The sequence below is a fragment of the Candidatus Alcyoniella australis genome (assembly GCA_030765605.1).
Lineage (GTDB): Bacteria > Lernaellota > Lernaellaia > JAVCCG01 > Alcyoniellaceae > Alcyoniella > Alcyoniella australis.
Window position 1 is genome coordinate 1 of sequence record JAVCCG010000104.1, and the last position, 26,877, is coordinate 26,877.

24 protein-coding genes are annotated in these 26,877 nt (G+C 64.0%); 9 read left to right on the forward strand and 15 right to left on the reverse strand.

Annotated elements, in window-relative coordinates; translation table 11 throughout:
* Positions 1-483 precede the first annotated feature (483 nt).
* Positions 484-3,144: a 1-acyl-sn-glycerol-3-phosphate acyltransferase gene (locus P9M14_11990; protein MDP8256460.1), complete on the reverse strand. Its 2,661-nt coding sequence runs from the start codon at positions 3,142-3,144 to the stop codon at positions 484-486.
* Between the two features lie 64 nt (positions 3,145-3,208).
* Positions 3,209-3,865 carry a S24 family peptidase gene (locus tag P9M14_11995; protein ID MDP8256461.1) on the reverse strand — a complete coding sequence of 219 codons (657 nt, stop codon included), beginning with the start codon at positions 3,863-3,865 and terminating at the stop codon, positions 3,209-3,211.
* A 369-nt stretch (positions 3,866-4,234) separates the two neighbouring features.
* Here P9M14_11995 and P9M14_12000 point away from each other — a divergent pair, with 369 nt between their 5' ends.
* Complete coding sequence (locus tag P9M14_12000) at positions 4,235-4,588, forward strand: hypothetical protein (protein MDP8256462.1); 354 nt, start codon at positions 4,235-4,237, stop codon at positions 4,586-4,588.
* The gene (locus P9M14_12005) at positions 4,585-5,031 is read left to right on the forward strand and encodes a hypothetical protein (protein MDP8256463.1); all 447 of its coding nucleotides are present in this window, start codon (positions 4,585-4,587) and stop codon (positions 5,029-5,031) included. Before P9M14_12000 ends, P9M14_12005 begins: the two co-directional genes overlap by 4 nt.
* Here the strand turns inward: P9M14_12005 and P9M14_12010 are convergent.
* The gene (locus P9M14_12010) at positions 5,019-7,208 is read right to left on the reverse strand and encodes an alpha-galactosidase (protein MDP8256464.1); all 2,190 of its coding nucleotides are present in this window, start codon (positions 7,206-7,208) and stop codon (positions 5,019-5,021) included. The genes P9M14_12005 and P9M14_12010 overlap by 13 nt on opposite strands.
* 130 nt (positions 7,209-7,338) lie before the next feature.
* Between P9M14_12010 and P9M14_12015 the strand changes: the two genes are divergently transcribed.
* The 3 genes from P9M14_12015 to P9M14_12025 all read left to right on the forward strand — a co-directional run bounded on the left by P9M14_12015 (position 7,339) and on the right by P9M14_12025 (position 11,091).
* Positions 7,339-8,724 carry a hypothetical protein gene (locus P9M14_12015; protein MDP8256465.1) on the forward strand — a complete coding sequence of 462 codons (1,386 nt, stop codon included), beginning with the start codon at positions 7,339-7,341 and terminating at the stop codon, positions 8,722-8,724.
* A gap of 3 nt (positions 8,725-8,727) precedes the next feature.
* On the forward strand, positions 8,728-9,834 hold the full coding sequence (locus P9M14_12020) for a phospholipase D-like domain-containing protein (GenBank protein MDP8256466.1): 1,107 nt from the start codon (positions 8,728-8,730) through the stop codon (positions 9,832-9,834).
* A 69-nt stretch (positions 9,835-9,903) separates the two neighbouring features.
* Entirely contained in the window at positions 9,904-11,091 is a 1,188-nt protein-coding gene (locus P9M14_12025; protein ID MDP8256467.1) for a hypothetical protein, read from the forward strand.
* 3 nt (positions 11,092-11,094) lie between these two features.
* Here P9M14_12025 and murA read toward each other — a convergent pair whose 3' ends face one another.
* The 6 genes from murA to P9M14_12055 are packed head-to-tail and all read right to left on the reverse strand — an operon-like array spanning position 11,095 to position 16,534.
* Positions 11,095-12,342: a UDP-N-acetylglucosamine 1-carboxyvinyltransferase gene (gene murA / locus P9M14_12030; protein MDP8256468.1), complete on the reverse strand. Its 1,248-nt coding sequence runs from the start codon at positions 12,340-12,342 to the stop codon at positions 11,095-11,097.
* Positions 12,343-13,230 carry a peptide chain release factor N(5)-glutamine methyltransferase gene (gene prmC / locus P9M14_12035; protein MDP8256469.1) on the reverse strand — a complete coding sequence of 296 codons (888 nt, stop codon included), beginning with the start codon at positions 13,228-13,230 and terminating at the stop codon, positions 12,343-12,345.
* Positions 13,227-13,739 (reverse strand): YbjN domain-containing protein, encoded by a 513-nt coding sequence (locus tag P9M14_12040; GenBank protein MDP8256470.1) that lies wholly within the window; start codon positions 13,737-13,739, stop codon positions 13,227-13,229. Before P9M14_12040 ends, prmC begins: the two co-directional genes overlap by 4 nt.
* Positions 13,736-14,464, reverse strand: coding sequence for an HAD family phosphatase (locus P9M14_12045; protein ID MDP8256471.1), 729 nt, complete (start codon positions 14,462-14,464; stop codon positions 13,736-13,738). Before P9M14_12045 ends, P9M14_12040 begins: the two co-directional genes overlap by 4 nt.
* Positions 14,464-15,534: an OB-fold nucleic acid binding domain-containing protein gene (locus tag P9M14_12050; protein ID MDP8256472.1), complete on the reverse strand. Its 1,071-nt coding sequence runs from the start codon at positions 15,532-15,534 to the stop codon at positions 14,464-14,466. The genes P9M14_12045 and P9M14_12050 overlap by 1 nt, the downstream gene beginning before the upstream one ends.
* 43 nt (positions 15,535-15,577) lie before the next feature.
* The gene (locus P9M14_12055; GenBank protein MDP8256473.1) at positions 15,578-16,534 is read right to left on the reverse strand and encodes a hypothetical protein; all 957 of its coding nucleotides are present in this window, start codon (positions 16,532-16,534) and stop codon (positions 15,578-15,580) included.
* A gap of 169 nt (positions 16,535-16,703) precedes the next feature.
* Here P9M14_12055 and mreC point away from each other — a divergent pair, with 169 nt between their 5' ends.
* Both mreC and mreD read left to right on the forward strand, forming a co-directional pair.
* The gene (gene mreC, locus P9M14_12060; protein MDP8256474.1) at positions 16,704-17,678 is read left to right on the forward strand and encodes a rod shape-determining protein MreC; all 975 of its coding nucleotides are present in this window, start codon (positions 16,704-16,706) and stop codon (positions 17,676-17,678) included.
* The gene (gene mreD, locus P9M14_12065) at positions 17,675-18,202 is read left to right on the forward strand and encodes a rod shape-determining protein MreD (GenBank protein MDP8256475.1); all 528 of its coding nucleotides are present in this window, start codon (positions 17,675-17,677) and stop codon (positions 18,200-18,202) included. Before mreC ends, mreD begins: the two co-directional genes overlap by 4 nt.
* Here the strand turns inward: mreD and P9M14_12070 are convergent.
* The 6 genes from P9M14_12070 to P9M14_12095 form a co-directional block, all read right to left on the reverse strand.
* Positions 18,199-19,152 carry a glycosyltransferase gene (locus tag P9M14_12070; GenBank protein MDP8256476.1) on the reverse strand — a complete coding sequence of 318 codons (954 nt, stop codon included), beginning with the start codon at positions 19,150-19,152 and terminating at the stop codon, positions 18,199-18,201. The two genes, mreD and P9M14_12070, sit on opposite strands and share 4 nt — an antisense overlap.
* A gap of 1 nt (position 19,153) precedes the next feature.
* Positions 19,154-20,599: a radical SAM protein gene (locus P9M14_12075; GenBank protein ID MDP8256477.1), complete on the reverse strand. Its 1,446-nt coding sequence runs from the start codon at positions 20,597-20,599 to the stop codon at positions 19,154-19,156.
* The gene (locus P9M14_12080; GenBank protein ID MDP8256478.1) at positions 20,596-21,576 is read right to left on the reverse strand and encodes a radical SAM protein; all 981 of its coding nucleotides are present in this window, start codon (positions 21,574-21,576) and stop codon (positions 20,596-20,598) included. The genes P9M14_12075 and P9M14_12080 overlap by 4 nt, the downstream gene beginning before the upstream one ends.
* A gap of 68 nt (positions 21,577-21,644) precedes the next feature.
* Positions 21,645-22,049 (reverse strand): thioredoxin family protein, encoded by a 405-nt coding sequence (locus P9M14_12085; GenBank protein MDP8256479.1) that lies wholly within the window; start codon positions 22,047-22,049, stop codon positions 21,645-21,647.
* Positions 22,050-22,084: 35 nt separating this feature from the next.
* Positions 22,085-23,245 carry a glutamine-hydrolyzing carbamoyl-phosphate synthase small subunit gene (gene carA, locus P9M14_12090; GenBank protein MDP8256480.1) on the reverse strand — a complete coding sequence of 387 codons (1,161 nt, stop codon included), beginning with the start codon at positions 23,243-23,245 and terminating at the stop codon, positions 22,085-22,087.
* Positions 23,246-23,429: 184 nt separating this feature from the next.
* Positions 23,430-23,861, reverse strand: a complete 432-nt coding sequence (locus tag P9M14_12095) for an Hsp20/alpha crystallin family protein (protein MDP8256481.1) — start codon at positions 23,859-23,861, stop codon at positions 23,430-23,432.
* 487 nt (positions 23,862-24,348) lie between these two features.
* On the opposite strand from P9M14_12095, the gene P9M14_12100 reads away from it, so the two are divergent.
* Together P9M14_12100 and P9M14_12105 are read left to right on the forward strand one after the other, a co-directional pair.
* A complete protein-coding gene (locus P9M14_12100) occupies positions 24,349-25,041 on the forward strand; it encodes a hypothetical protein (protein MDP8256482.1) in 693 nt (230 codons plus the stop codon).
* Positions 25,042-25,044: 3 nt separating this feature from the next.
* Positions 25,045-26,877: tetratricopeptide repeat protein (locus P9M14_12105; GenBank protein MDP8256483.1), on the forward strand; the 1,833-nt coding region annotated here is incomplete at its 3' end.

Here is a 26,877-nt window from a genome sequence, read left to right on the forward strand (position 1 = left end):
CCAAAACTCGCGTAGTACACTGGTCGTAATGCTACGAGCCACTCCGCGTCGAAAGATGGTGGAGGGAAGGTAAAGATCGTAAAAACGATCTTTGTGTGAAGGCTCGCCGGGGCGGCTTGGAGCCGCATCAAAGCTCGCATATTTCCCTGGTCATTTTGCGTAGACCCATGCCGCGACGCGGAGAGCATCGTCGAGCCACATGCAGGTCACGTACGCGAGTTTTGCCCCGGCTCGAAGCCGGGCGACAGCTCGCTCAGCGCGTTCTCAAAGAAGGATTGTTCATCGAGACAAGATGTTCCGCACGATTGTCGGTCATAGATCGTGGCGTGGCACATGGCACCGCAAACTGCACGTATCAGCCGACCCAAGGATGAGAACGCGCTGAGCGAGCTGTCGCGCGTAGTCAGGTGGTAAATCTCAAGACAATGCCCGGCTCGCGCCTACCAAATAATGTTATTCAACATTATTACCCCACCCCACCCTTTAGAAGCTGATGAAGTTCGAGAGGCGTTCGGTGGTTTGGGCCAGGCGTTCGCGATCGGCCACGCGGTAGAGCACGACCTCTTTTTTAGTCCCCAGCTTTTTACGCAAGCGGCTGACGATCTGCTCGTCGACCAGCATCCGCAGGGCGTTGTCGAAAATGCTTTTGCTCGCCGCCTCGGTGCGACCGATCTCGCCCAGGCCGATCAGCCGTTCGCTCTGTTTGAGCGCGTGACGCAGCAGGTCGCGGTCGCCCAGCTCGCGGTTCTTAAGCCTGCCCAGGGTGTGGCACAGCACGTAGTAACCCTCGCAAAAGCTCGCGGTCTGTCCGGCCCAGAGCGTCAGGATGTTGTGCTGGTTGGGGTCGCTATCGACGTTCTCGCCATCGAGTTTGAGCAGGCCCGAGTCGAGCAGTTGCTCGAGCTCGCGGCCGAAGTCAAAGCGCCGTCGTTGCTCGTCGGGCCGCGGCTGGTCGCCGAAGATGAACTCGTAGCGCAGCAGGCGCATCAGCCAGGAGAAGTCGTCGAACAGCTCCGGGATCGGCGAGCGCCGGCCGTGTTTGTCGCGCGCCAGGGCGGCCAGCGAAAGCAGCGAGAGGAACTGCACGTGGTGCATCAGCATGTTGCGGTACAGCGAGAGGGCCAGGCGCTTGTCCGGCTCGACGTAGCAGATTGCGGCCCGCGGGTCGCTCGGGTCGTCCTCGAGCTTGAGCAGCGATTGCCCCTGAAGCAGCGCCAGTACTTTCTCGACCCAGTCCGGGTCGCGCAGCACGGTCTCCTGCAGCTTGGCTCCGCGACGGTGCAGCAGCCGCACCAGCACGCCGCAGCGCGCGATCAGTTCGCTACGCAGCACTCCGCGGCGCGGGTCGGCGATCAAGGCGGCGGCGACGATCGATGCGGGCGTGGTCAGGCTGACGCGGTTGATCTCGTAGCTCACGCGGTAGGCGATGCGCTGGGCCAGCGCCATGGTCTGCTCGCGCTGGGTCGGCACGTTTTCGAGCCCTTCCTCGCGTAGGTACTGGCCCACGGTGAACGGCTCGGCAAAGGTCAGGTGCACCGAGCCCTGGGGCTGGAGGATCATTTTGCGATGGCGGAAGACCGTGCCCAGGTTTTCGCCCTCGTTCCCCTTGCCCGCCAGCTCCTTGAGGTAGAAGCGCTCCTCAAAGATCCGCTCGTAGTCGATGGAGATCGGCGCGATCAGCAGGTCGCGCACTCCCGAGCGGCGGAAGGCATCGAGCACGATCGAAAGGAAGCCCAGCTTGGGCACGATCAACTTGCCCACGCGGCTGCGGCCGCCCTCGATAAAAAACTCGATGTTGTGCCCGTGGCGGATCAGCGTTTCAACGTACTTGGCGAAGGTCGCGGCGTAGACCGGCTGCCCCTTGAAACTGCGGCGCAGGAAGAACGCGCCGCCCCTGCGAAAGATCGCCGACAGCGGCCAGAAGTTGAGGTTGATCCCGGCGGCGATGTGCGGCGGGATCATGTGCTGGCGGTAGAGCACGTAGGAGACCAGCAGGTAGTCGATGTGGCTCTTGTGGCACGGGATGTAGATCACCGGCATATCGCGCGCCATCTTGCGCACCTTGCGCAGGTTGCCCACGCGGACCTCGATCGAGGTGTACATCCGGCCAAGTAGTCGGGTGAGGATCCGGATGAGCACGCGAACCATGCTGTCCGAGTAGTCGCTGGCGATCTCGTCGGCGTAGCGCCGGGGCAGGTGATAGTAGTCCTTGAGAAAGTCCTTGCCATCGGCCTCGGCCAGGGCCTTGACCTGCGAAAGCAGGTCGCGGTCGTGGGCCACGATGTCGACGATCTCCTCGCGCGACTTCAGCCGCGGCCCCTGGATTACGCGGCGCTCGCGGTTAAGCAGGTCGAGCACCTCGCGCCGCAGCTCGTAGGCCAGCTCCTCGTGACGGTTGAAGATGTCGGGTACTTGCGGCGCGGTGCGCTGCACGTATTCGCGCAGGTCGATCGGCGGCATCAGACGACACAGGGCGAAGCCGGGTCTGGTCAGCAGGTTGTACAGCGTACGCAGTGTCCCCGGGTCGTCCGGCGGGCCGAACAGCAGGTCGACCAGCGAGTTGGTCTCTTGCAGCGGAGTCTTGGCGTGCAGCAGCAGCAGCGGGATCACGATGATCCGACGTTGCGAGTCGGCCAGCATTTTTATCAACTCGGCCAGCGGATCGGGTCGGTCGTAGAAGAAGCGGCGCGGCAGCCCCTCGTACTGTTTGAGGAAGATCATCTGCGCCTCACCGCGCTCGATCGAGGCGTTGACGAACCCGTCGCGGTAGGGGTTGGGATAGCGCCGCCGCTGCAACGCGCTACGCGCGATTCCGCCGATGCGGCGCAGGGTGCGCTTGACGCTGAGAAACGGATAGAGGCTGCGATAGTGGCTGAAACGCGGCGGGTCCAGACCGAGCTGCGCGGCGCGCTGGGCCATGAACAGAAACGGATACCAGCCCGGCGAGCCCACGGCGTAAAAGATCGTACTGTCCGGCGGCGGGGTCCAGTCGCGGCCCAGGGCCGAACTGTCGACCTGTACCCGCGAGAACAGGTAATTGAGAAAACGACCCAAAGGGCCGCCGGGGACCTGCGGCATGTACGCGCTGTAGAGGTCGTAGTCGCGGGCGTCGCCGCCCTGCGAAGGCTGCCGGTCGTTGCTCATCGGCAATGATTATCGCACAGGCGCCGATCGTTGACGAAGCTTCGGGCGCGCCGTGCTGATCGGGCTAATGAAAGACCACGCTGACCACCCGGTGGATCCACTCGATCTGCGAGTTGTTGACGAATACCGGATTGTACTCGGGATTGGTCGAGTGCAGCAGCAGGCCGTCGTCCACCCGGCGCAGTTCTTTGACCATCACCTCGCCGTCCTTGAGCTTGACCACCACCAGCGAGCGCGAGGGGATGTCGTCGAGCTGCACCTCGGGAGTGCAGATAATGCGGTCGCCGGGATTAAGTCGCGGCACCATCGATTCGCCATCGACCACCAGCGCGTAGGCGTTGGGGTCCTTGATCTCGGCCGGACGCGAGAGGAACTCGATCCCTTGGCCCACGGGGTAGGGGTCTTCCCAGAAGCCGGACTGGCCGGCTTGAGCCCAGGCGATTACCGGGATCATCGGCAGCTGCTCGTTGTAGACCACATCGCCGTAGATCAGCTCGGCCACCTCGGGGTTGCGGTCGAACTCGGCCATGCGCAGCAAATGGGAGGGGTCCAGACCCAGGGATTTGGCGATGGCCACGAGCTTCTCCTTTTTGGGGATCAGCCCGCGCAGCTCGATCTCGGAGACGTACTGCTTGGTGATGCCGCACTGCTGAGCCACCTGTTCGATGGTCATCCGAGCCAGCTTCCGCTTTTTCCGCAGATATGATCCTAGCTTTGGCATGACGCAATCATCCATATTTATTGGACAGATGTAAAGAAAATAATAGGACTAGAGGCAAATAGTGTCATGTAAATCTTGACCGCCAGCGTTAAGTCAATTATAATATGACTTATGGTGCAGGGATTAAATCACCGTTACGGGGTCTATCGATTCGGATGGATAATGCCGGGTGTAAAATGTCTGCAATATAACAATCAGTTAACAGCAGGTGCTCGGCTGTGCGTGAGCTCAGCTTCACAGCCATGTGTCAAATCGCATTGGATGTTTGGGGTTGCGGCCACGGCAGTGCGGGCTCTGCTGTTTTTTTTACCCGTTTTGTCTGTTAATAATGGACGTAACGTAAATATCTGAAAACAGGGGGAGTATGTAATGGAGCTGTCCATCGACCAGTTGATCGGGTTGGCTGAGAGCGGGCACGCCGAGCAGGCGGCTCAGTGGATCGCGGACCAGGGATTAGATCGGATCTACGATCCGGCGAGCTGCGCCAAGCAACGGCTGACCTTCGAGCGGGCGTTGATCGAGCTGCTGTCCGCGGGAGTGGGGAACGATCGGATGCGCGGTATCGAGCTGTTCGAGCGCCGGGTGCGGCGCATCTGGGAGCAATACCTCGAGCAGTACGCCCATCAGCACGAACACGAGCTGACGCAGATCGCCCTGGATGCGCGCGACGAGGCGTTGGCCGCGCACCTGAGTGACGGCCGATCGCCCGAGGCCCGGCTGTGAGCCCCGCGCTGAACGACCTGGACCGGCAGTTCTTCCGCGCGCAGAGCAAGGTCTGCTCCGAGCGCCGGATCGCGGCACGGCCGCTCACGGTGGTGCTCAGCCAGTGGGCCTGGTATTGCCGGGGCAACCTGGGAAACGCGGTGAGCGTGATGCCCGAATCGGGCCTGCGCTGTGTGGCGCGCAAGCCCTTGGGCTGGATGACCAAGGTCGAGATCATCGCTGACATCGACCGGCTGATCCACAAAGCACTGTCCGATGAATCGGCGGTGGAGGAGTTGCAGGCTTACGCGGCCCTGGGCTCGATGGCCAAGGCCGCCTCGTTTCTGCGCAAATACCGCGACCGTCGCATGGATCAAAACGCGTTTAACCGCCGCGTGCGCGGCAACCAGGCCAAGGCCGCGGCAGCGTTGCGCGTCGCGGGCTACGTCAGCTATCGCGGCTGAACGCGAAAGACCTTAATTGCCGGCCCTTGGATTTCAAAGTTCAGCGGGTCGGACCCGAGCTCGAGCGACTCGTCGCTGAACAGCTCGGTCAGCACCAGGCGCGAGTGCTCAGCACTCAGATCGCGCAGCCGCAGTGTGACGTTGTTCAGGCCCTTGCGCCAACCGACGACCGCCAGGTAGCCGCTGCCCTCGCTGAGTTCACGCCACCAGAGTTTAGGCGGGCGCGAGTTGAAGAACAGCACGTCCTCGGCCGGATTTTTAATCAGCACCGGCGTGTACTGATCGAACAGGTCCAGCGGTTCGAATCGTCCCCGGGCGTCGGCCAGCTCGATCAGCTGCGGCGAGAGCAGCAAAAGTTTGCGCTGGGCGTCGAGCTGGTTGAGGTCGTCGCCCAGCAGCAGGTGGTCGCCGCCCAAAGCGTTGATCACGGCCGAGAGTCGGGCCTCGTCATCGCCCAGCGGCTCGCGCACCACCAGGTTGTCCGGGTCGATCAGGAACCAGCGGCTGGTGAAAAAGCGCGCCGAGTTCATCCGCGCCAGGTTGGCGTTGATCACGTGAAGCGGCCAGGGAAACAGCGGGCTGACCACGTCGGTGCCGGTGCGGATCGCGTGCGCCTGGCCCACGCTGGGCAAGATCGGCTCGCCGCAGGCCAGGATGAACACCTCCTGGCCCGCCGCATCGCGGATCAGGTTCATCGCCCGCTGGTAAGCCTGCATCGAGGTGACCGACTCGCGGCGCACGCCCTCGATCGATCCGGCGAAGAGGAAGTCGAGCTTGAGGTAGGTGAAGCCGCGGTGAACCATGGTCGAGATCTGGACCCGCAGCCAGTCGGCCGCGTCCGGGTGGGTCACGTCGAGGTAGGCGTAGGACGCTGCGCCGAGGTTGTCGAACAGCGGGTGCTCGCCCGCACTGTCGCGTACGAACCAGTCGGGGTGCGCCTGGTAGACGCCGGACTCGACGTCGACCAGCAGCGGCGCCATCCAGATCCCGGGTCGCAGGCCGTAGGCCGAGATCGCGTCGGCCAGCCGGTCCAGGCCCGAGGGGAACTTGTCGTTGGCTTTCCAATCGCCCCAGCGCGGCATGTAGCCGTCGTCGAGCTGGACCAGGGTGTACCCGGCGTCGGCAAATTCGGAGTCGATTGTCGGCAGTTGGTCGAGCACATTTTGCTCGGTGACATCGGCGAAGAACTCGTACCAGCTGCCCCAGCCGCGCGGCCGCTGGCCGCTGGTCAGCGGCGGTACGACTTGGGCCACGCGCTGGGCGTAGTCGTACAGCGCGTCTACGCCGTTTTGCGCCACAGTGAAGAACAGCGGGTCGAGGATCAGCTCGCTGCCCGCGGCGAGATCGATGGCGTCGCCCGGCGTGCCCTGCGCAACGATCAGGTTGCCGCGGCCGTCGGCGCGCAGTGCCTCGGAGGCGATATAGGTCTTCCAGGTGTGGGCCGAGAGCGCGCCCGCGGCCAATGTCTCGCCGCCGTTGCCCGCCTCGTCGCGCTGCACGGACCAGGCGCCGACCCACCACGAGACTCCGCGACAATCATCGCCCGGATGATAGTTGTTGGCGCAGGCCTTGACCCGGCCGTCAGCGCGCGGCACCGCGCCGTCTCCGACCTCGATGCGCTCGATCTGCGTCGGGCTCCAGGCGTCGTGGCCGTTGTGCAGCATCTGGTATCCGCCGTTAAAGCCCACGGCGCTTACCCCGCCAACCCCCACACCCCGCGAGGCGTTGAACGCGATTTCATACCCCTCGATTTGCGCGGTGGAGTGCGCGCTGAGCAGCGCGGTGAACGTAACCCCCAACGGCTCGTCGCTTGGCGAGATCTCCAGCTCCAAATCCGGGGCAAAATTGTGTCCGCTGAACGACCAGCGCGTGCTGCTGCTGGTGTAGTCGGCCCGGGCATGCGGATAGTCGCCCAGCGCGACCCACTCCAGGCGGTCGTCGCGCCGCAGGGCCAGCCGCGCCTCGCCGCCGAGCAGCTCGAACGAGCACGGCGGCGCGGAGATCAGTTTGAACGTGCGCGATTGTTCGTCGATCAGCGGGATCAGCGAGCAGGCCGGGTACTCCACCGTTCCATCGTCCTGCGTCCCGTCCGTGGAGTCCTCGACGTTCTCCTCGCAGCCCGGCGCGATTAGCGCCAGAACAAAAACCAGCGTCAGCAAGGTCAACAAGCGGGCCATCCGTATTACTCCTGTTGGGCGTACGCCGAGGTGCGGGCGGGAAGCACTATGCGCGAAAAGCGGCGCAGGTTTCAAACCGCAAGGCGACGATTGACGACACTAGGTTCACCAGTGCGATAAACTATGCGCAATGAAGGATCGTCGTTGGGACGCGGCGCTGGCGCTCTGCGCCGGGGCGTTGCTCGTGCTCTACGCCATGGGTGCGGTCGGGCTGTGCGGCACCGGGCTATGGGGCCTGACGCTGGGCGGGCGTCTGCCGATGGCCGCACTGATTCCATTGCTGATTATTGCCGCTGCCTGCTGTGTGCCGCCGGTGGGCCATCAGCTGCTGCGCGTTCTGCGTCGGGCCGATGCCTGGCTCGGGGCGCGGCGTCTGCGCGGGCTGCTGGCGCTCGAGCTGGTCTGCCTGCTGCTGCTGTTGCTGCTGCACTCACACAAAGCGTACTACGGCCTGCCCCTGGCGTTGAACGACCTTGACCGCGTCTACCCGACCAACCCGCTGAGCAACCTGTTTCTGCGGCTGGTCAGCGCGCTGTTCTCCGGCCTGGCCCTGGCCGCGCCGCTTGCGCATGAGCTCGATCCGCTGATCGCCCTGGCGAGTATCTGCGCCGGAGCGCTGCTGATTCCGCTGCTGTGGTCTTTGGCCGGACGCATCGCGCCCCAGGGCGAGCGGCTGCCCGCGTTCGCGCTGCTGCTGTTCGCGCCGAGTCTGGCGCTGTTCGCCGGACATCGCGAGATCTATTTCGCGCCGGTGCTGGCCATGGCGCTGTTCTGCCTGGCGCTGATTCACGACCTGCGAGAGGACGCGTTGCCCTGGCGTAGCGGTTCGGCCGGGTTCGCTGCCGTGGGCGCGCACATGCTCAACGCGTCGGTGCTGCCGGTGCTGCTGCTGATCGGCCTGACCTGCGGACGCCGTTTTTCGAGGTCCAAACGCGCGGCCGCGCTGCTGGGCCCGTTCGTCGCGGGCGCGGCGCTGATCGCGGCCTGGGCTGCCTGGGATCTGCACGCCCGCGGCGCGAGCATTGGTCCCTACGAGCTGCTGGGCTCGTTCGCTCATTTGCAGTCCGAGTCGTACGGCCTGTTCTGGATCGCGTGGCTCGATCATCAAGCCCCGGCCGGGATGTTCTCGCAGGAGCACCTGGAGCAGTTTTACAACCAGCTGCTGCTGCACTGCCCGCTGTTAATCGTGCTGATCGCGGCGCTGCCCAACGCCATACGTAAAGCCCTACGCGGCGATCGAGCATTGGGCGCGCTGCTGTTACTGTGGCTCGGGGCGCTGGTTGTGGCCGTGATCGACCGTCCGATCGGCGGGCATTTGAGCCAATGGGCGCACAGCTCCAATCTGGCCCTGGTGACGACCGTCGTCTTTGTCTACGTCTTCTACCGCGTGCTCGACGGCGCGCGACGCGACGCGGCGGCCGCCGCGCTGATCGGGCTGAGCGCCTTTCACACGCTGAGCCTGATGCTGGTCAATCGACTTAACCTCGGCCCGTACCTCGGATTCGGCGGACAATAGCCGATGGCGATCACCCTTGGCGCGGACAGGATCGAGCTGTTTCGCAACGGTCGCGAGCTTTACCCGCGGATGCTCGGCGACATCGAACGCGCCCAGCGCGCCATCCACTGGGAGATGTACATCTTTGCCGACGACCCGGTGGGCGAGCTGTTCCGCGACGCCCTTGCCAGGCGCGCCGCGGCCGGGGTTGAGGTGCTGCTGCTGGTCGACGCACTGGGCTCGTTGGGCACGCCCTCGACGTTTTTCGACAGCGTGCGCCGCGCCGGCGGCACGGTGCGCTTTTTCAATCCGCTGGCGCTTTGGCGTCACGGCGGCGGACGCTATCGTGCGCTGCCGTGGGATCGACGCGACCACCGCAAGCTGCTGGTGATCGACCACGAGCTGGCCTACGTCGGTGGGATCAACCTGGGCAATCAGTTCCTGCACTGGGAGGACCTACAACTGCGCGTGGAGGGACCGGGCGCCGCGCGGCTGGCCGAGAGCTTCCAGAGCGTCTGGCGCGCTGACCCGCGTATCCTATTCCGCAGGATGCTCGAACCGTACCGGTCCACGTCCAGGCTGATCGACGTGCTCGACGGCTTTCCCGCTCCGGACTACAGCCCGATTAAGAAAGCCTACGTCTCGATCATCAAGCGCGCGCGCAGCACGTTGTGGCTCAGCCAGTCCTACTTCTTTCCCAGCCGCAAGCTGCGCCGGGAACTGGCCAAGGCCGTGGCGCGCGGGGTCGACGTCAGGCTGATGCTGCCGGCGCATTCGGACATCTACGTTGTCGAGATGGCCAGCCGACGGCTCTACGCCAAGCTGCTCAAGCAGGGGGTGCGGATCTACCTTTACGAGCCGACGATGCTCCACACCAAGTGGGCCTGCGTCGATGGTCGGCAGTCGATCGTCGGCTCGGCCAACCTCGATCCGGTGAGCCTGTTTCATACCCTGGAGATCGATTTGCTGATCCGTTCCGAGGAACTTGCTGCGCAACTCGAGGAGCTGTTCAAGCACAACATCGAACGCTGCCGGGCCCTTGATTTCACCTCCTGGTCAAGGCGACCGTGGCTGGATCGGCTGCGCGAACGGCTGTGGTACCGGCTGCGGCGTTTCTTTTATTACTCGTGATCCCAGTTTCGTTGATATGGCCGCGCGTCGCGTACTATATTTTGCCGAACTGGAATCTCGCGGTGGATGATGACAAAAGAAAAGCGCGCTAAGCAGCGGATTCCCCGTTCAAGGGCGATCGCCTATGCCTTGGCGATCAACCTGTTCGTGCTGCTGCTGCTCGCACTGGTTGCCGAGCTGGTGCTGCGCCGCACTGCGGTCGAGCTGGACATCGCAGTCTCTCAGGCGCGCGTGGGAGCTCAGCAAGACGATGACGAGCACAACCAGTCGCGGCTGACCAACGCCGTGTCCACGGTCGAGCCGCGTTCCGGCAGGACCATCAGAGGCCGCGATCCGGACACGCGCGAGCAGTTCCCGATTCCGTTCAACCAATACGGACTGCGCGATTACGGCGTGCTGCGACTGCTCAAACAGCCCGGAGAACGCAGGGTGGTGCTGGTCGGCGACAGCTTTGTCGAGAACCTCGGTCTGCCCTGGGAGCAAGGTTTGAGCGCCGGTCTGGAACGCGTGCTACGTGACCGCGGACAAGCCCTGGACGTGCTGGGCCTGGGCCTGAGCGGCACGGGAACTCGCGGGCAGCTCGAGCTGATGCAACGCTTTTTACCCGACCTGGCGCCGGACCTGGTGCTGCTGTGCTGGTTCAACAACGACCTAAACGATCTACGCCGCGAGCTGCGCGGCGAAACGCGACAGCGCTCGAGCCTGCTGGCGCGTTCATACCTCTACACTTTTCTGGGGCTGCGGCTGGGTGCGCTGCTGCGCTCGGATTCCGAGCGACAAGAGGAGTATCGGCTGCTTTACCAGCCGTACTTTATCGATGGCGAGCGCGATCCGCTGGTGGCCGAGGAGCTGGCGCGCACCGCGGAACTGTTCGAGCAGATGGACGACCTGTGCCGCGCCCACGGCGCGCGGTTCGCAGTGCTGACCGTGCCCAACGCAATCTCGTTTTCCAAACTGACCGTGCGCGAGGCCTACGATGAGATCTGCGCGCTGAGCGGCCGCAATCTCGCCGACTTCCGCCCCGGCCTGGCCTACTACACGATCATGCGGCTCGCCCAGGGCAGAGGGGTTGATTGCTATCCGTTATTGTTCGCCGATTTTCAGCGGGAGCTGGCCGACAAGCCGCCGCAGAGCATTGAGGCCCGGCAGGCGTTGTACTTTGCCGCGGACCCGCACTGGAACGCGAGCGGCTGCGAGGTCGCGGCGCAAAGCATTGCGCAGTGGATCGAGCAACAGGGGCTGCTCAGGGCTCCCTGATCGCTATTCTTTCTCGCGCCTGATCGTCGCTCCTAAAGATGCGAGCTTGCGCTCGATGCGCTCGTAACCGCGGTCGAGGTGATAGACGCGGCGCACGATGGTGGTGCCCGAGGCGGCCAGTCCGGCGAGCACCAGGCTGGCGCTGGCACGCAGATCCGTGGCCATCACCGTGGCGCCCGAGGGCAGCTCCACGCCGCGCACCACGGCCGAACGCCCCTCGATCTGAATCTGGGCTCCGAGCCTGCGCAGCTCGGGCACGTGCATGAAGCGGTTTTCGAAGATCGTCTCGGTGATTACCGACGTGCCCTGAGCCAGGGTCATCAGCGCCATGAACTGCGCCTGCATGTCCGTGGGGAAACCCGGGTAGGGCGCTGTGCGCAGGTCCACGGCGCGCGGGCGGTCGACGCAGCTGACGCGTACGCCGTCGGTCTGCGGCTCGATGCTCACTCCGGCGTCCTTGAACTTTTCGACGACCGCCTCCAGATCACCGGCGCGCGCGCCGCGCAGTAGTACGTTGCCGCGGGTGATCGCCGCGGCGGTCATCAAGGTGCCGGTCTCGATGCGGTCGGGCATCAGATCCCAGTCCGCGCCGTGCAACCGCTCGACCCCCTCGACGGTAATTACCTCCGAGCCCGCGCCCTCGATCTTGGCCCCCATCGCCGAGAGCAGGCGCGCCAGGTCGACGATCTCGGGCTCGCGCGCGGCGTTCTCGATCACGGTGGTTCCCTTGGCCAGGGTCGCGGCCATCAATATGTTCTCGGTGCCGCCGACCGTGGGGAAGTCGAAGACGACTTTCGCCCCTTGAGGCTTCCCCTGGGCTACTACGTATCCGTGCTCGAGGTCGATTTTGACCCCCATCGAGCGCAGGCCGGCCAGGTGCAGGTTGATCGGGCGCACGCCGATGGCGCAGCCGCCGGGCAGGCTGACCTTGGCGTGGCCGAAGCGCGCCACCAGCGGTCCGAGCACCAGGATGCTGGCGCGCATTCTGCGCACCACGTCGTAGGGCGCCTCGGTGGAGGACACGTCGCTGGCATCGAGGGTCATCTCGCGGGCGCCCTCGATCTTGACGCCGAGGGTCTGAAGCAGCGCCTTGGTCGTGCTTACGTCCACCAGGTCGGGCATTCCGCGAATGGTCAGCGGTTCGTCGGTGAGCAGCGCCGCGGTCATCTGCGGCAGCGCCGCGTTCTTCGAGCCCGAGACCTCGACTTCGCCGATCAGCCGCTGTCCGCCCTGCACTACGATGCGATCCATCTAGTTCTCCCTGTGGGCGATTACCACCCGATGGTGTCCGGCCAGGTCCTTGGCCGCGCGCGGCGCGTCGTACCCGCCGTGGCCGGTGATTATCCCAGTTACTCGATCCAGTTGTCCGGCGCCGATCTCGAAACACAGCACGCCGCCGGGCCGCAGCAGCGGCGCGGCCTGCTCGACCAAACGCTGGATCAGTTCCAGCCCGTCGGGACCGGCGATCAACGCCGCGTGCGGTTCGTGGTCGCGCACGTCGGCCGGCAGCGCGGCCAGCTCGTGCTCGGCGATGTAGGGTGGGTTGCTGATAACCGCGTCCAGCGGGCCCGCGACCCGCTCGAGCACGTCCGATTGCAGCAGTTCGATGTGCTCGGCCACGTTGTGACGCACCGCGTTGCGACTGGCGAACTCCAGCGCCTCGGGGCTGATCTCGGTGGCGACCAGTTGCGCGCCGGGCAGACTGTGCGCCAGCGACACGCAGATCGCGCCGCTCCCCGCACCGACCTCGGCAATCAACGGGCGCTCCAGCTTTTGTTCGGCCAGCAGCTTGAGCAGGCAGTCGACCAGCACCTCGGTCTCGGGACGCGGAACGAGCACCGCCGGGCCGACCTCGAACTCCAGGCCGTAGAACTCCTTGCGACCCAGGATGTAGGCCACCGGCTCGCCGCTCAACCGTCGCCGGATCAGTTCGCGAAAACGGTCGCGCTCCGCTGTTTCGACCTGGCGGTCGTGCTGCAGGTACAGCCCCAGGCGGTCCAAACCGAGCACCTCGCCTATTAATAACTCGGCGTCCAGCCGCGGTTCCTGTACTCCGCGCTCGCGTAGAAACTCGGTGGATGTGCCCAGCAGCTCGAGCACGCTCATCTGACGTTGGTTGCTTTGCGCACCCTGGCTCATCGTGCTGACTTCAGTTCCGAGCGTAGCGGCTGGGCCGCGCTGAGCAGGGTCAAGAGCACACCGCGGAACTGTTCGTAGCTCAGGCCCGACTCGGTGCTGAAGCTGTGGCTGAGCCGGATTGTACCGGCCTTGCGGTCCCACTCGAGTTTGCCCATTGCCAGCTCGTAGTTCAGCTCCATGGCCCGTTGCAGCACCACGGCGCGCTTGGGGTCGTCGGCCTTTAACTCGCAGAGGTCCAGCAGCGCCAGGTAGCACAGGCAGGCCGCCGGGTCCGCTGACAGCAGCAGATCAAAGGTCCGGCCGTCGAATACAACGCGCCCCAACATCCCGCTCTCCGAAGCTTGTCCGATAATCCCCAGTCGCGCGGCGTAGCCCTTGACCAGCTCCAGGTCGACGGTGCAAATCGCGGCCTGCGGCGCTGGACTCGTCGCGGTAGTCGGACCGGCCATGGACGCAGGCGCGGCCGACAGCAGCGCGCTTAGCGCCAGAATCGCGACGATCGCTCTCATTTGTTACTCCTCGCGCGTTGCCTGATCGGAAAGCTCGATCCGCCGGCAGCGCTGCCGTCGAGCCGCTCCAGCCAGTGGTGCACTGGCCAGCCGCGCTGCTCTGCAAGTTGCTCGAGCAACGGCTCGGGATTGACCACGTGCGGCTCGGCCACGCGTTCGAGCAATGACAAATCGGAGTAGTTGTCGGTGTACAGCGCGACCTGCTCGACGCTTAGCCCGCGGCTTTTCAGCGCGCGTTGCAACAGCTCGAGCTTGCCCTTGCCAAAGCACAGCGGCTCCAGCGGGCGGTCGGAGCACACGCCGTCGCGCACCTCGTTGTCCGTGGCCAGCACATCGCACGCTCCGAGTTCGTGGCCGATGCGCTCGACAATGTAGCGGCTGGATCCCGAGGCTACAATCAGCTCGACGTCCCGGGCCGTGAGGCTTTGCGCTGTTTTCAGCGCGCCGCGCAGCATTCGGGGCCTGATCCGCAGCTCGAACGCCTCGGCCGCGGCCTGGCGCACCGCGGACTCGGGCAGGTCGCGTAAAACCGTGACGCCGATGCGCACCATCTCGCGCTGGCCGGACAACCCCAGCCGGTAGCGCAGCATGGTGCGCGCCACGTCCCAACGCGCCGCACGGCCGACCATCCGCCGCGAGAACAGGTGCGAGGAAAATAGAAAGCCGGTCATCCCGTCAACGCAGGTGCGGTCGACGTCGAACACGGCCAGCGGGCTTTGGCCCATCAGTCCTGCTTATCAAACAGGCTCGGCGTTGAGGCGTCGGCCTTGCGCGTACGGGCGGACTTGGTCGCGTCCTCGGATTCGGAGCGGGGCCAGGGCCAGCGCACGCCGTAGGGCTTGAATCCCTCGAGCGGTCCCTTGAGGAACGAGCGGGCCATGTAGCGGTTGTACGAGGTGAACCCGCCGGGCGCGTGGATCTCGGATTCGATTTGGTTGCTCATGATGTTTAGCTTGCTGTCGACGTTGTCCAGGAAGTGGACCACCAGCGCCTCGGGCGTGGCCGGCAGCACCGGGCTGCCGAACTCGCGCTCGCCGTGGTGGCTGAGCAAAATGTGCCGCAGCTGGTCCAGGCGCAGCGGATCGATCTTGTGCTCGGCCGCGGCGCTGTCCAGACGCTCGAGCCCCATGCTGATGTGTCCCAGCAGCCGACCGCGGTCGGTGAACTCAAACGCGCTGTCGTAGCTAAGTTCGTCGAGCTTGCCCAGGTCGTGCAGCACAACCCCGGCGATCAGCATTTCGCGGTCGAGCATCTGATAGTGCTCGGCGTAACGCAGTCCCATCAGCAGCATGCTCATCGTGTGTTGCAGCAGCCCGCCGAGCTTGGCGTGGTGCACGCTTTGGGCCGCGGGGGAGCGCCGCAGCCGACGCGCCACCTCGCCATCGGTAACGATGGCGCGCACCAACGCCCGCAGCTGCTCGTCCTGGATCGTGTCGATGATTTTGAGCATCTCCGAGTACAGCCGCTCAATGTCCTCGCCGGTGGAGGGCAGGAACTGCGAGCGATCGACGGCGTTGGGATCCTGTCGCGTCAACGAGGTCACGTTGAGCTGTATCTCGCCCTTGAACGACTCGGCCCGCGCCTCGACCAACACGTAGTCGCCCACGGCGATCGCGTTGGCGTAACGATCGGCGCGCTCCCAGACCCGCGCCTCGATCCGGCCGCTGCGGTCGGAGAGCCCCAGCGCCATGTACAGCTTGCCGTGCTTGGTTTCGCGCACGTCCTTGCGTGAGATCAGGAACACGTCCGATATGGATTCGCCCTCAATGATTTTCGCCGCCAGCGTGGTTTTCACACCAACCTCCCTCTGTCTCGCAACGCCATCGACCCGTACGCGCTCATTTGATCTTGCCCTGACGCTTGAGCCGCAGCAACAGCGGCCAGCCCAAGAGCAACGGATGGCGGCGCTGCCGTGCTGTGAGCTCGAGCTTCTCGCCCTGGGTGCGTTCGAACTTGGCGAGGATGATCTCCAGCCAGTTATCGACCTGCATCATCTGTTTGGGCCAGCGCGCCACGGCCCGGCGCTTGGAGCGCTTGAGCGCGCGCTCAAGCTGCTTGCGCCCGGCTAGCCGGGCGCTGACCGTGCGTCGTTGATAATAGACAACGCGACCGTCCTGTTGTTCCAGGCCCAGCTCGCGGTGGTGGGCGCGGCGAAAGCGCTCGAGCAGCCGGGCGTGAACATCGGAGTAGAAACCGCTCTGGGCCTCATACAGCTGCTCGATCTTGTCGTCGGTCTCGGGCCGCACCTCGCCCAGATAGCTGAGCTTGAGCAGCGCCTTGCTGAAGTCCTGGATCTCGAAGCGGTTGCCGCACAGCACCAGCGCCTGGGCCAGCAGCGAATCGCTGGCGTCGAGCCAGATCTGGGTCAGCTCGTCAACCGCGTCCTGGTTCGCGGCCCAGGCCACGCAGAAGCGCTTACTGAAGCGGCCGCGGTGGTAGAAGTCCTTGGCTCCGGGCCGCACCTGCTCGCGCAGCTGCTCGAGGCTGATCGAGCACGCTTTGCACGCCATCCCCGCGCCCAGGTCCTCGTAATAGATATTGGGCGGCAGCAGGCCGTTGAGCAGCGCCTGGCCGCGCGAACCCGCGTGCAGCTTACGGTAGCTGTCGCTGATCAGGTAGAAATCGTAGAAGCTCGTCGGCGTGTCGGTGACCGGGTCGAGTTTGCTGCCGTAGAACACGATGGCCAGCAGTCCGGTTTTAAAGCGTGCGCGCAGCCGCTCGACGAACGGTTGCAGCCGCGGATCGTCGCAGGGGTAGAGCGCGTCTCTGACCGTTTGGAATAGCGAGTCGTCCATTGAATTTCCATGCAGCGTCAGTGTTCCATGATATCACCCCACCGGGGGGACGTAATCAGGGCGGCAAAGTTATCATCGCGCCCATGGCGGTTCAAGCCGAGCTTGATCTTGACCGGCTGCGATGACGATAATGTCCGACCTCTCGTCCTCAAGATCGGATCGGCCGTTGATGAAGGAACTGTTCAGACGATTTCGCATTTTACTGCTGGCCGTTGTGCTGGTGTTGCTCGGCCTGCAGCTTTTAGGCGGCCGGCTGGACGAGCAGTCCGAGCTGCGGGTGGTCGACAGGGCGATCCTCGCGGTCTACCGGCCGGTCAACCACGCTTTGGACTGGCCGTTTTCCAAGCTTGCCGGGCTGTGGTCGCGCTACTTGGCGCTGGTCGAGGTCAAGCAGAAGAACCAGCGGCTGCTCGAGGTCAACGCCGAGCTGCGGATGCACATCGATCAGCTGGTGGAGCAGGGGAAGGCCGACGAGCGCTGCCGCGAGCAGCTCGGATTTCTGCGCAGCTACCAAGGCGAGCTGCTGCCGGCCGAGGTGATCGCCCGTAGCGTGGTCGGCGAACACCGCACGATCATCCTCGACCGCGGCACGGACCACGGCGTGGAGCCGGGCTTGGCCGTGCTGACCCCCGAGGGCCTGGCCGGCTTCGTCACCCAGGCCGCGGCCAGCGTCTGCGTGGTCACGTTGATCGTGGACCAACGCAGCGCCGTGGACGCAATCGACCAGCGCTCGCGGGCCCGCGGGCTGATCCAGGGGATCAGCTCCGACCTGTGCCAGTTCGCGTTTCTCGAGCAGAGCCTCGACGTGGCCTTGGGCGACCGCGTAGTGAGCAGCGGGTTCGGCCCGCGCACGGTAGTGCCCAAGGGATTGCTGGTCGGCGTGGTCGTACGCGTGGAGAAGGCGCCCGACGGCCTGACCCAACTGGTCCAGGTGCAGCCGGCGGTCGACTTCAGCAGCCTGGAGGAGGCGTTGATTCAACTGCCGCCGCAACAGGTGATCGACCTGCGCGAGATACCGCAGATCGATGGCGAGCTCTATCGGCCGCGCGCAGGACTTGTCCTACCGCCGACGGCTGACACACCCCAGGACGAGCAGTCTGCCGGGCCCGCGTTGCCGGCTCAGGGCACGGGCGGCGTCCCTTGATCAAGGCGCTGTCATTCCTGACCGTCGGCGTGCTCGCGGTTTGGTTGCAGAGCATGCTCTGGCAGCACCTGCCGATTTTCGGTGTGGCGCCCGATCTGGCGCTGATCTGCGTGATCTACATGGGGATCTTCCGCAACCCGATCTGGGGCGGGCTGATCGCCTTCTGCCTGGGTTACGTGGTCGATCTGTTCTCGGGCCAGGTATTCGGCCAGTACGTGTTGGTCTTCGTGCTGATTTTCTACGCCATGCGGGTGCTGGGTAAGCTGTTCTATATGCGCTCGCTGTCGTTCCAACTGGTCTCGGTGCTGCTGATCACCCTGCTGGCCAAGCTGCTGGCCGCACTGGTGATGATCTACGTGGTGCCCACGGGCAGCGACCTGCTGGCCCTGGTCGACCTCAAGCTGCTGTTGCCGCAGATCGGCCTGAACCTGGTGTTCGCGCCGCTGATGTTCAAAGTGCTGTTCCGCCTCGAAAAGATCACCACCTCGGGCTACTTCGACCGCCGCGCCGCAGGCTGGTTTTAATCAGAACTCCACCACCGGGCCCAATAGCCGCGGGCCAAGCCCAGCAGCCCGGCGACATTGCGCGCCGGCATCACCAGCGGAAACACCAGCAGCACCGGGTCGCGGTGTTTGGCAAAGACCCTGATCGCCGGCGGCACGCTGGAGAGCAGCGTGGCGATCAGCAGGCCCACGAACGGCCAGGGCGTAATCCAGGCCAGGACAAGGGCTGCCAGCGTCGCCAAAGTAAGAACCAACTGGAGCGAGATCCACACGTCGCGCTTGTAGAGGTGCAGGTTGCGCAGGAAGGGGCGGAAGCGCGCGTAGGCGTACTGCCGTTTGAGATAATCGAGGAACGAACCCTTGTAGTGGTGGCGCACCCGGGCCTGGCGCACGAATGCCAGCTTGTACCCCGCGGCGGTCAGCCGCTGGTTGAAATCGACGTCCAGGCAGGAGTTGACCAGCTGCTCGTTAAAACGGCCGACGATCTGGAACGCTTCGCGGCGGTACAGCGCGTTGGCGCTGGTGATGTGCGGCACAAAGCGCTGTACCTGGTCTTGACGGTACTCGACCTCGTACCCTGCGATGCGGGCGATCCAGCTATCCTTGCGCGGTGTGAGCAGCACGCCGCCCGCTCCGATTACCTGCGGATCGTCCAGGGCCGCGGCGGTCGCCTCGAGCCAGTCCGGCTCAGCCTCGACGTCGGCCTCGAGGATCGCGACCAGCTTTCCGCGCGCCTGTTCCAGCCCGGCGTTGAGAGCGCCGGCCTCGCCCCCGGCCTGCTTGGAGATCACCTGTAACTGTGGTTCGGTCGCGGCGATCCGCTGTAGGATTTGCGGGCAATCGTCAATGGAGCCATCGTCGATTGCGATCACCTCGAAGCTCAGCCGAGTCTGCTGGCCCAATGTCGCGGCCAGCGAGGCCTCGAGGTGCTGTTGATCGTTGTGAACCGGGACCAGGATCGAGACGTCCATCTCAGCGCAGAATCCGCAGCGCGGTTTTAACGTCGGCCAGCAGGTCGGCGGGGCTGCGTACCGATTTGAGCCGATTGAAGATAAAGCGCGGGCTCAGGTAGAACGCGCGATAGGCCCGCTTGGAGGCCGCCTCGAGCCCCTCCGCGGAAAGGCCCGGCGGCGGATAGCCGATCATCGCCTTGCCCATCGGGTTGATCGCCTCGCCCTGGTCCTTGAGATAGCCCTGTTCGCGGCACAGCCGATAAAACTCGGTCCCCTTGAACGGCGTGGCGATCGAGAACATCACCTCCGAGGCGCCCATCTTTTGCAGTTGCCGCACGCTGTCGATGATTCGCGCCTCGGTCTCAAACGGGCTGGCGCCGATCACGATGTTGATCTTAGGGCGGATGCCCGCGCTGCGCAGGTTATGCACCGCCGTGTGCACCTGCTCGACCTTGAGGTCCTTGCGCACGTAGTCCAGCGTGTCCTGGGACAGGCTCTCCACGCCGATGTCGATGCTTTCGCAGCCCGCGTCGGCCAGGGCCTGCGCCACCTGCAGGTCCTGCAGAAAGTCGGCGCGCGACAGGCAGCCCCAGCTCAGCTTTAAATCAGCAATCCCCTCGCAGATCTCCAGCGTGCGCGGCTGTGCCCAAAGGAACTGATCGTCGACCACCATCACTGAGCGGTAGCCCCATTGCGCGAGCTGCTTGAAGCGCTCGATGGCCGTGGCGGCCGAGAGCATCGAGACCGGCGGCTTGCGAACGGCGTTTTTCAGGTGCTCCTGTTCGCGGGCGAAGCTCAGCGAGATCGGCACGCAGAACAAGCAGCGATAGGCGCAGCCGCGGGAGAGCAACAGGTTGGCCTGGGGCGGCACGCGAAATTTGGGGTTGCGCAGCTTGTGGCGCAACCTGCGCAGCGGCTCGATATCCCAGTCCGGCGCGGGCAGGCTCTCGAAATCCACGATTCGGCCCTCGGAGGGCACATGCTCGGGCGCGCCGTTGACCAGCCGCGAGACTCCCTGATGCACTTCGCCCGCGAGCAGCGCGGGTAGGCTGAGGTCAGCCTCGCCGCGCAGTACGATCACGCGTTGGTCGAGCAGGAACTGTTCGGGTACGCGGGTCGGCTCCGGGCCGTAGACGAAGATTTGCGTTGCGGGCGCCAGATCGAGCAGCCGCGCGATCCAGTAGCAATCGACCGGTTTGGAGAGCAGCACGCCGTGCAGCACCAGCGCGTCCGGGGCAAAGGCTGCTACGCGCTCCTCGAACGTTGCGGCGTCGAGCTGTTCGAGGGTGGCGTCGAGAAAGTCGATCTCGTGCCCGGCCTGACGCACGATCGACAGCAACTGCAACTGCGCCAAGTCGGGCATGTGGTACAGCTCAAAGGCGCAGCCGAACAACCGCTCGGGCGTGCGCTGGTCAACATCGCACCCTGGATAGCGCGCGGGCGGCTCGATCAGCTGGACTCTCATCTCTTAGCTCCTGTGCCGCGCGGGTCGCGCTGTTGCCGCTTGAGCCCGTCGCAGACCGCGCAGACCCGGTGCCGTTCTCGCACGAAGCGCTCGAACTCCGCGCCGCGCCACAGCGTTGCCAGGTCGTGTTCGAGCAGGCTGCCCAGGGCGTGCGAGCGCAGCCGACAGCACGGTGTGAGCTCGCCGTCCACGTTGACGTAGGCGTGGTAGAAGTTGCGGACGCAATGCCGGTCGAAGTGGTTGGCCAGAGCGAGGTAGGGCAGGTTGTTGACCGAGACCACGCGCACGCCGTGGCCGTGGCCGTAGTCCCGCGCCTGGGCCACGATCCGTCGCTCCTCGGCCAAATCCGGTCGATCGAGATCCGGATCGAGGGTCACGTCCAGGCGCACCAGGTTGACCGCGTCGGCTCCTACCCTGCGCGCCAGCTCGATTACGCGCTCGATGCGCTGCGAGCAATCGGGTTGGATCATGGGCTGAAGCACGATGCGCGGCGCGCCGCCGGCCGCGCGTACGCAGAGCAGTTCGATCCGTTGGGCCACGGAGCGGCCGCCGGGATGGCCGATGCCCGCCTCCGGCTCCGTGTCGTCGATGGAGATCGAGATCGAGTCCAGGCCCGAGTCGACCAGCCGCTGGATCATCTGTTCGCTCAGCAGCGCGCCGTTGGTGGTCAGCCGCACCTTGCGCCGAGGCTCCAGCGCCTTAATTTGTTCGATCCAATCCACCAGCGAGGGGTGAGTCAGCGGCTCGCCCCAGCCCGTCAGGCCGATCTCGGCCACGTACGAGCCCAGGGAGCGCAGCACCGCGTCGAAGACCTCTTGCGTCATCTCGCGCTCGGGCGCCTCAATGGCTGCGCGCGGGCACATCGCGCAGTTGAAGTTGCACAGGTTGGTGACCTCGAGCTGCAGCTCAAGCGGAGCGCGCCCGCGTTGTGACAGGGCGCTACGGCCAAAAGCGATGACGCGCGTAGAGTCGGGCAATGCTTAGCTAATCCTTGTTGTGGTGCCCGCTACTATAACCGACATCAACCTTGCGGTCACTCCGGGGTTTACCCTGGGTGATTGGCATTGTATTGCGGCAATGCCAGGCGCGTCTGGATCAGTTCTTCGAGGTATTGCTCGGGTTTGAATCCGCCGACGATCTCGATGATCTTGCCGTTGATGGCCAGCACGGTGGTCGGCACTGAGCGCACCTGGGCCCAGGCCGCGATGTGCGGCGCATCGGCCACGTTGGCGTGAAACGCGTCGAGCAGATGGCGGGTGCGGCTGTAGACGTTCTTGACGTTGGGCGCCATCTTGGCGCAGTAGGGGCAGGTGCTGGACCAGAGAAAAACCAGGACCGGCCGCGCGGATTTGAGAACCCGCTGCTCGAAATCTTCGTCGCTGATCGGTTCGACCTGCGGCGCGTCGGATTGCGGCCGAGTCTTGTCCCGAAGCTTGCTAAAAAAACCCACGATTCGATTGTACTGGAATTCGAGCTACGATGCGGTCAGGCGTCTTTTTCCCGGCGCATGTTCTCAATGAAACGCGCGAACAGGTAGGACGGGTCGTGGGGGCCGGGGGAGGCCTCGGGGTGGTATTGCACTGAGAACACCGGACGTCCGGTGAGCTGCATGCCCTCGACCGTCTGGTCGTTGAGGTTGACGTGGGTCAGCTCGGCCAGCCCCTGCAAGCTCTCCACGTCCACGGCGAACCCGTGATTCTGGGCGGTGATCTCGACCTTATTAGTGGTCAGGTCCATTACCGGGTGGTTGCCGCCGTGATGGCCGAACTTGAGCTTGTAGGTCTTGCCGCCCAAAGCCAGCCCGAGAATCTGGTGGCCCAGGCAGATGCCGAACAGCGGGATGCCGGCCTCGATAAAACGTCGCACGGCCTGGGCCGCATAAGGCACGGCCGACGGGTCGCCCGGGCCGTTGGAGAGGAAAATTCCGTCGGGCTCCATGGCCAGGACGCGCTCGGCGTCAAAAGCGGCGGGCACCACGGTCAGCTCGCAGCCCGCGGCGGTCAACAGGCGCAGAATGTTGAACTTGATGCCGAAATCGTAGGCCACGACCTTATAGGTACGTTTGAACTGCGGTTCGTTGGCCACGCCGCGTGGGTAATTCTCGTAGCTGCGGGCGATGCTCCAGTCGCCCTGGTTCCACATGTAGGGCGAGCGGCAGGTGACTCCCTGGACCAGATCGACGCCCTCGATGGTCGGCGCGTCGTGGGCCTTTTTCACCAGGCTCTGCGCGTCAGGGTCGATGCTCGAGACCACGCCGGTCTGGGCGCCGCAATCGCGGATGTGCCTGGTCAGCGCTCGGGTGTCGATGCCCTCGATGCCCACGATTCCGTGCTGGACTAGGTAGTCTCCCAGGCTGCCGCGGTTGCGCCAACTGGAGGGATGGGTCGAGGCCTCGCGCACGATCAGCGCCTGCACCTGGGGCGTGGTTGATTCGACGTCCTCGGAGTTGATCCCGTAATTGCCGATCAAGGGGTAGGTCATGCAGACCATCTGTCCGGCGTAGCTGGGGTCGGTGAGGATCTCTTGGTAGCCGGTCATGCTGGTGTTGAACACCACCTCGCCCACGGCCTCGCCCCGGGCGCCGAAGGCTGTGCCCTGGAAGATCCGGCCGTCGGCCAGAGCCAGAATTGCCTTGCCATTACCCATTTGACCGTGATCATCCACTGTTGATGTTCGGCGCAACTTATGCGAGCCCTCGGGCGCTGTCAAGACGGCTCGACAAATCGGGAAAGCCCCGGACGACCCTTGCGGGCCGTCGCGGGGTAGGGGGCTTATCTAGGCGGATTGGCTGGGGACCCTTGATAAAATCCCCGGTTGGTTCGAACATTCCTTAGCTGACTTTGACCTCGATCGATCGCGGCTTGGCTTTTTCGCTTATCGGCAGGGTCAAGCTCAGCAAACCGTTGTGAACCTCGGCCGTGATCTTATCGCGGTCGACGCTCTGGGGGAGCACGAACCGGCGCTCGAATTTACCGTAGGAACGTTCCGAGCAGTAACAGTTCTGTTCGTTGCTCTGCGACTCGCCGGTTTTCTCGCCGCTGATGGTCAGGATGTCGTTCTCAACGCTGATCTCGATTTCCTCTTTGGTCAGGCCGGGCACCTCGGATGTGAGCACGATCTCGTGCTCGCTGTGATGGATGTCGGTGGGCAGCAAGGAGCTGCCGTTGCTCAGAGGTCCGGAGAGGAACGGATCGCCAAGCAGGCTCGAAAGAGTCCTGGCGGGCCAGTCCAGGTCGTTATTATTCCATCTGATGATTGACATTATTTTCACCTCCTCGGTCTTTTAGTTTGGTCTATCCTGCTGATGGAAACATAGTTACGAACTACCCATTGTCAAGGGTTCGGACGAACCTGGGGTGAACGTGGATCTTTTCGTTTTTGGTAGCTGTCTTACAGATTGTGAGTCGCGGATGTGCAAATTCTTTAAAGCCAAGAGTCGGTGATCGTTGCGGCCCGGGACGACTTGAAGATTGAGGCGCCATTATGAGCGGAAGTGCCTACCATTGTGTGATAACAAGGACTTTATTCCTTGACACGCGCGAGTCCCAGGCCGTACACTTCGATTGTTGTTATTTTCGCTCATCGCGTATGAGCGTTTTGTATTATTGGTAGCCAACCTGGGGTTGTAAAAATCGGAACCAACCGGGGCCGGAACAGAGTTATAGTGGACGCCTATTCTGACGAGCCTTCCCGAAGAATTGCTGATGAAGGTGTTGTCCGAATTGCATATTACCGGAGGTGTAAGACCGGTGCATTCTGAGCGGGTCCGCTGGCGCGTTGTTGTTCGCCCGGCCTCGATTCTGGCGCTGGTCGCCGTGTTTGCGGTCCTCGGCCTTGCCCTGGGACCCACGGCGATGGCTCAGAACGAGGACGAGCAGGAGGGATCCGGCGAGACGACCGGCAGCCCTCAAGTACAAACCAGAGTAACCGTCACCAGGGTGACCAACCAGCAGCTGTTGGCCTTCGAGGACGAGCTGGACGACCTGCGCGACCAGATCTTCGATGCCAAAGCCCGACTGCTGCAGTTGCGCGACCAGGTGATGTACGGTTCGTTGGCGATCATCCAGATCCAGCTGACCCATACCCAAGAGGTCAGCTCTGCGTTCGCCCTGCAGAACATCCGCTATACCCTCGACGGTTTCGAGGTGTTTAACAAAAGCAACACCGACGGCGAGCTGGACAAGCTCAAGGATACCATGGTTTACGAGGGAGCCGTGCTGCCCGGCGAGCATTTGCTGACCATCGACCTGGTATTCCAAGGCCGCGGCTACGGCGTTTTCAGCTACATGAACGATTACCTGTTTAAGGTCAAAAGCCGCTACAGCTTCAGCGTGGACGAAGACAAGCCGGTTGTGTTGGCAATCACCTCCTACGACAAGGGAGGCACGCTGAGCACCCTTAAAAGCCGCCTGCGGGTGGACGTAAAGAAGCTCGCGGAATAATCGATGAACAGGGCGCCGCTCGTCTCGACTCTGATATTGGGCTTGGTGCTGCTCGCGGCCGCTCCGGCGTTTTGCCAGGAGCAGAGTTCGGAGCGGGTGCTGATCTCCGATTTCGATCTTGAGATCGTCAAGCTGCGCTCGGCCGTGGCCAACCTGGAGACGCGTCTGTACCCGCTACAGCAGAACCTCGATACCGAGGTCGAGCAGCGCGACCTGATCGTGCTGCGCCAACGTTTCGTCGAGGGCAAAGAGTTCTTTTTCAAGACAGGCGATTACAAGCAGGCCGCCGAGGTGATGTTCGGCATCTGCAACCACCGCCTGTCCAACAAGCTGAACAGCTACGACGAAGCGCTCTACATTCTGGGCGAGGCGCTGTACCAGATCGGCCGTTACAACAGCAGCCAGCTGTACCTCAACCGGCTGGTCGACGATCTTGGTCTGCAAAATCCGTTCGCCGTTCCCGCGCTGCTGCGTCTGATCGAGGTCGACCTCGCCCTGCGCGACTATGTCTCGGCCGACCTGCATTACACCAGCCTGCTCAGCGCCTCGACCGAAGAGGACGACGGCGGTCTGGGCCTGTACCTGATCGCCAAGGGCCACTACCAGCAGAACGACCTGGAGACCAGCCTGGAAGTGCTCAGCCGGATTCGTCCCGAGCAGAAGTACTGGGCCGAGGCGCAGTACTTCATCGGCGTGGCCAAGCTCAAGAAGTCGGGAGTCGACGAGGCGACCCTTCATTTCGAATCGTTGATGACCGCGATCCAGGGCGACCCGGCGGGCAAAGAGAAAGTGCTCTCCGAGGCCGGAATGGCCCTGGGCCGCATCTACTACAAGCGCGGCGAGTTCGGCCGGGCCGTGCAGTTCTACGGCATGGTCGCTGAAAATTCCGACAACTACCGCCGGGCGCAGTACGAGACGATGTGGGTCTACGTTACGCGCAACGACTCGATCCTGGCCCAGTTGACCTCCGAACGCAGCAAGCAGGCCGAGATCCAGGCGATGTACGACGTGGTCTACGCCTCGATGCTCAACCTGCCGCCCAAGACCGACCTGGGCCAATACGAGGAGCAGCTTGGCGAGTTCGACGTCGAGATCCAGGCGATGGACCGCGTGTTCGACGAGATCGAGCGCAGCCTGGTACGGCTTGAGGGCGAGGCGCTGCAGAGCTTCAGCGCGGTGATCGCCTCGGACCCGCACAGCCCGCTGATTCCCGAGGCCGAGCTGCTGATCGGCGACGTCTACGCCCAGGTCGAGGATTTCCAAGGGGCCGAAGATTGGTACCGCAGCCTGCAGCAGAAATACCGCCAGCTCGGCGCCGAGCTGCGCCAGGGCCGTACGGCTCTGTCCAACGACGCGGACCGCATCGAGCTCGTGGAGTACGGCCGGGGCTACGATCAGATCCCCCCCGACGCGGTGCAGCAGCTCAGCGTGATCCCGGTCGACGCTGCGGTCTGGGTCTCGCGCGATCCCCGCGTGCGGCGGCTGTACGACGCCGCCAAAATGATCAACGTGCTGCGCTCCGACCTCGAGGAGGCCCGCGAGCTGACCCTCGATATCCGTGAGCAGATCGACGTCCTGCAAAGCGGTGAATTGTTCCCGATCCTCACCGTCACCCGCGATCGTCTGAGTACGATCGAGGAAGAATGCCGCAAGGGCCTGACTCGCGCCGGAGTGCTGCGCGCCTCGATCGACCGGCTGCGTGATCCGGTCGAGCGCTCGCGGCTGCTGGGCGAGATCAGCCTCGAGGAGAGCCACCTGAGCGATATGCTGAGCCAGACCGCGATCTTGCAGACCTCGGTTGAGGGCAAGAAAGAACAGATCCTTGCCGAGTACCGC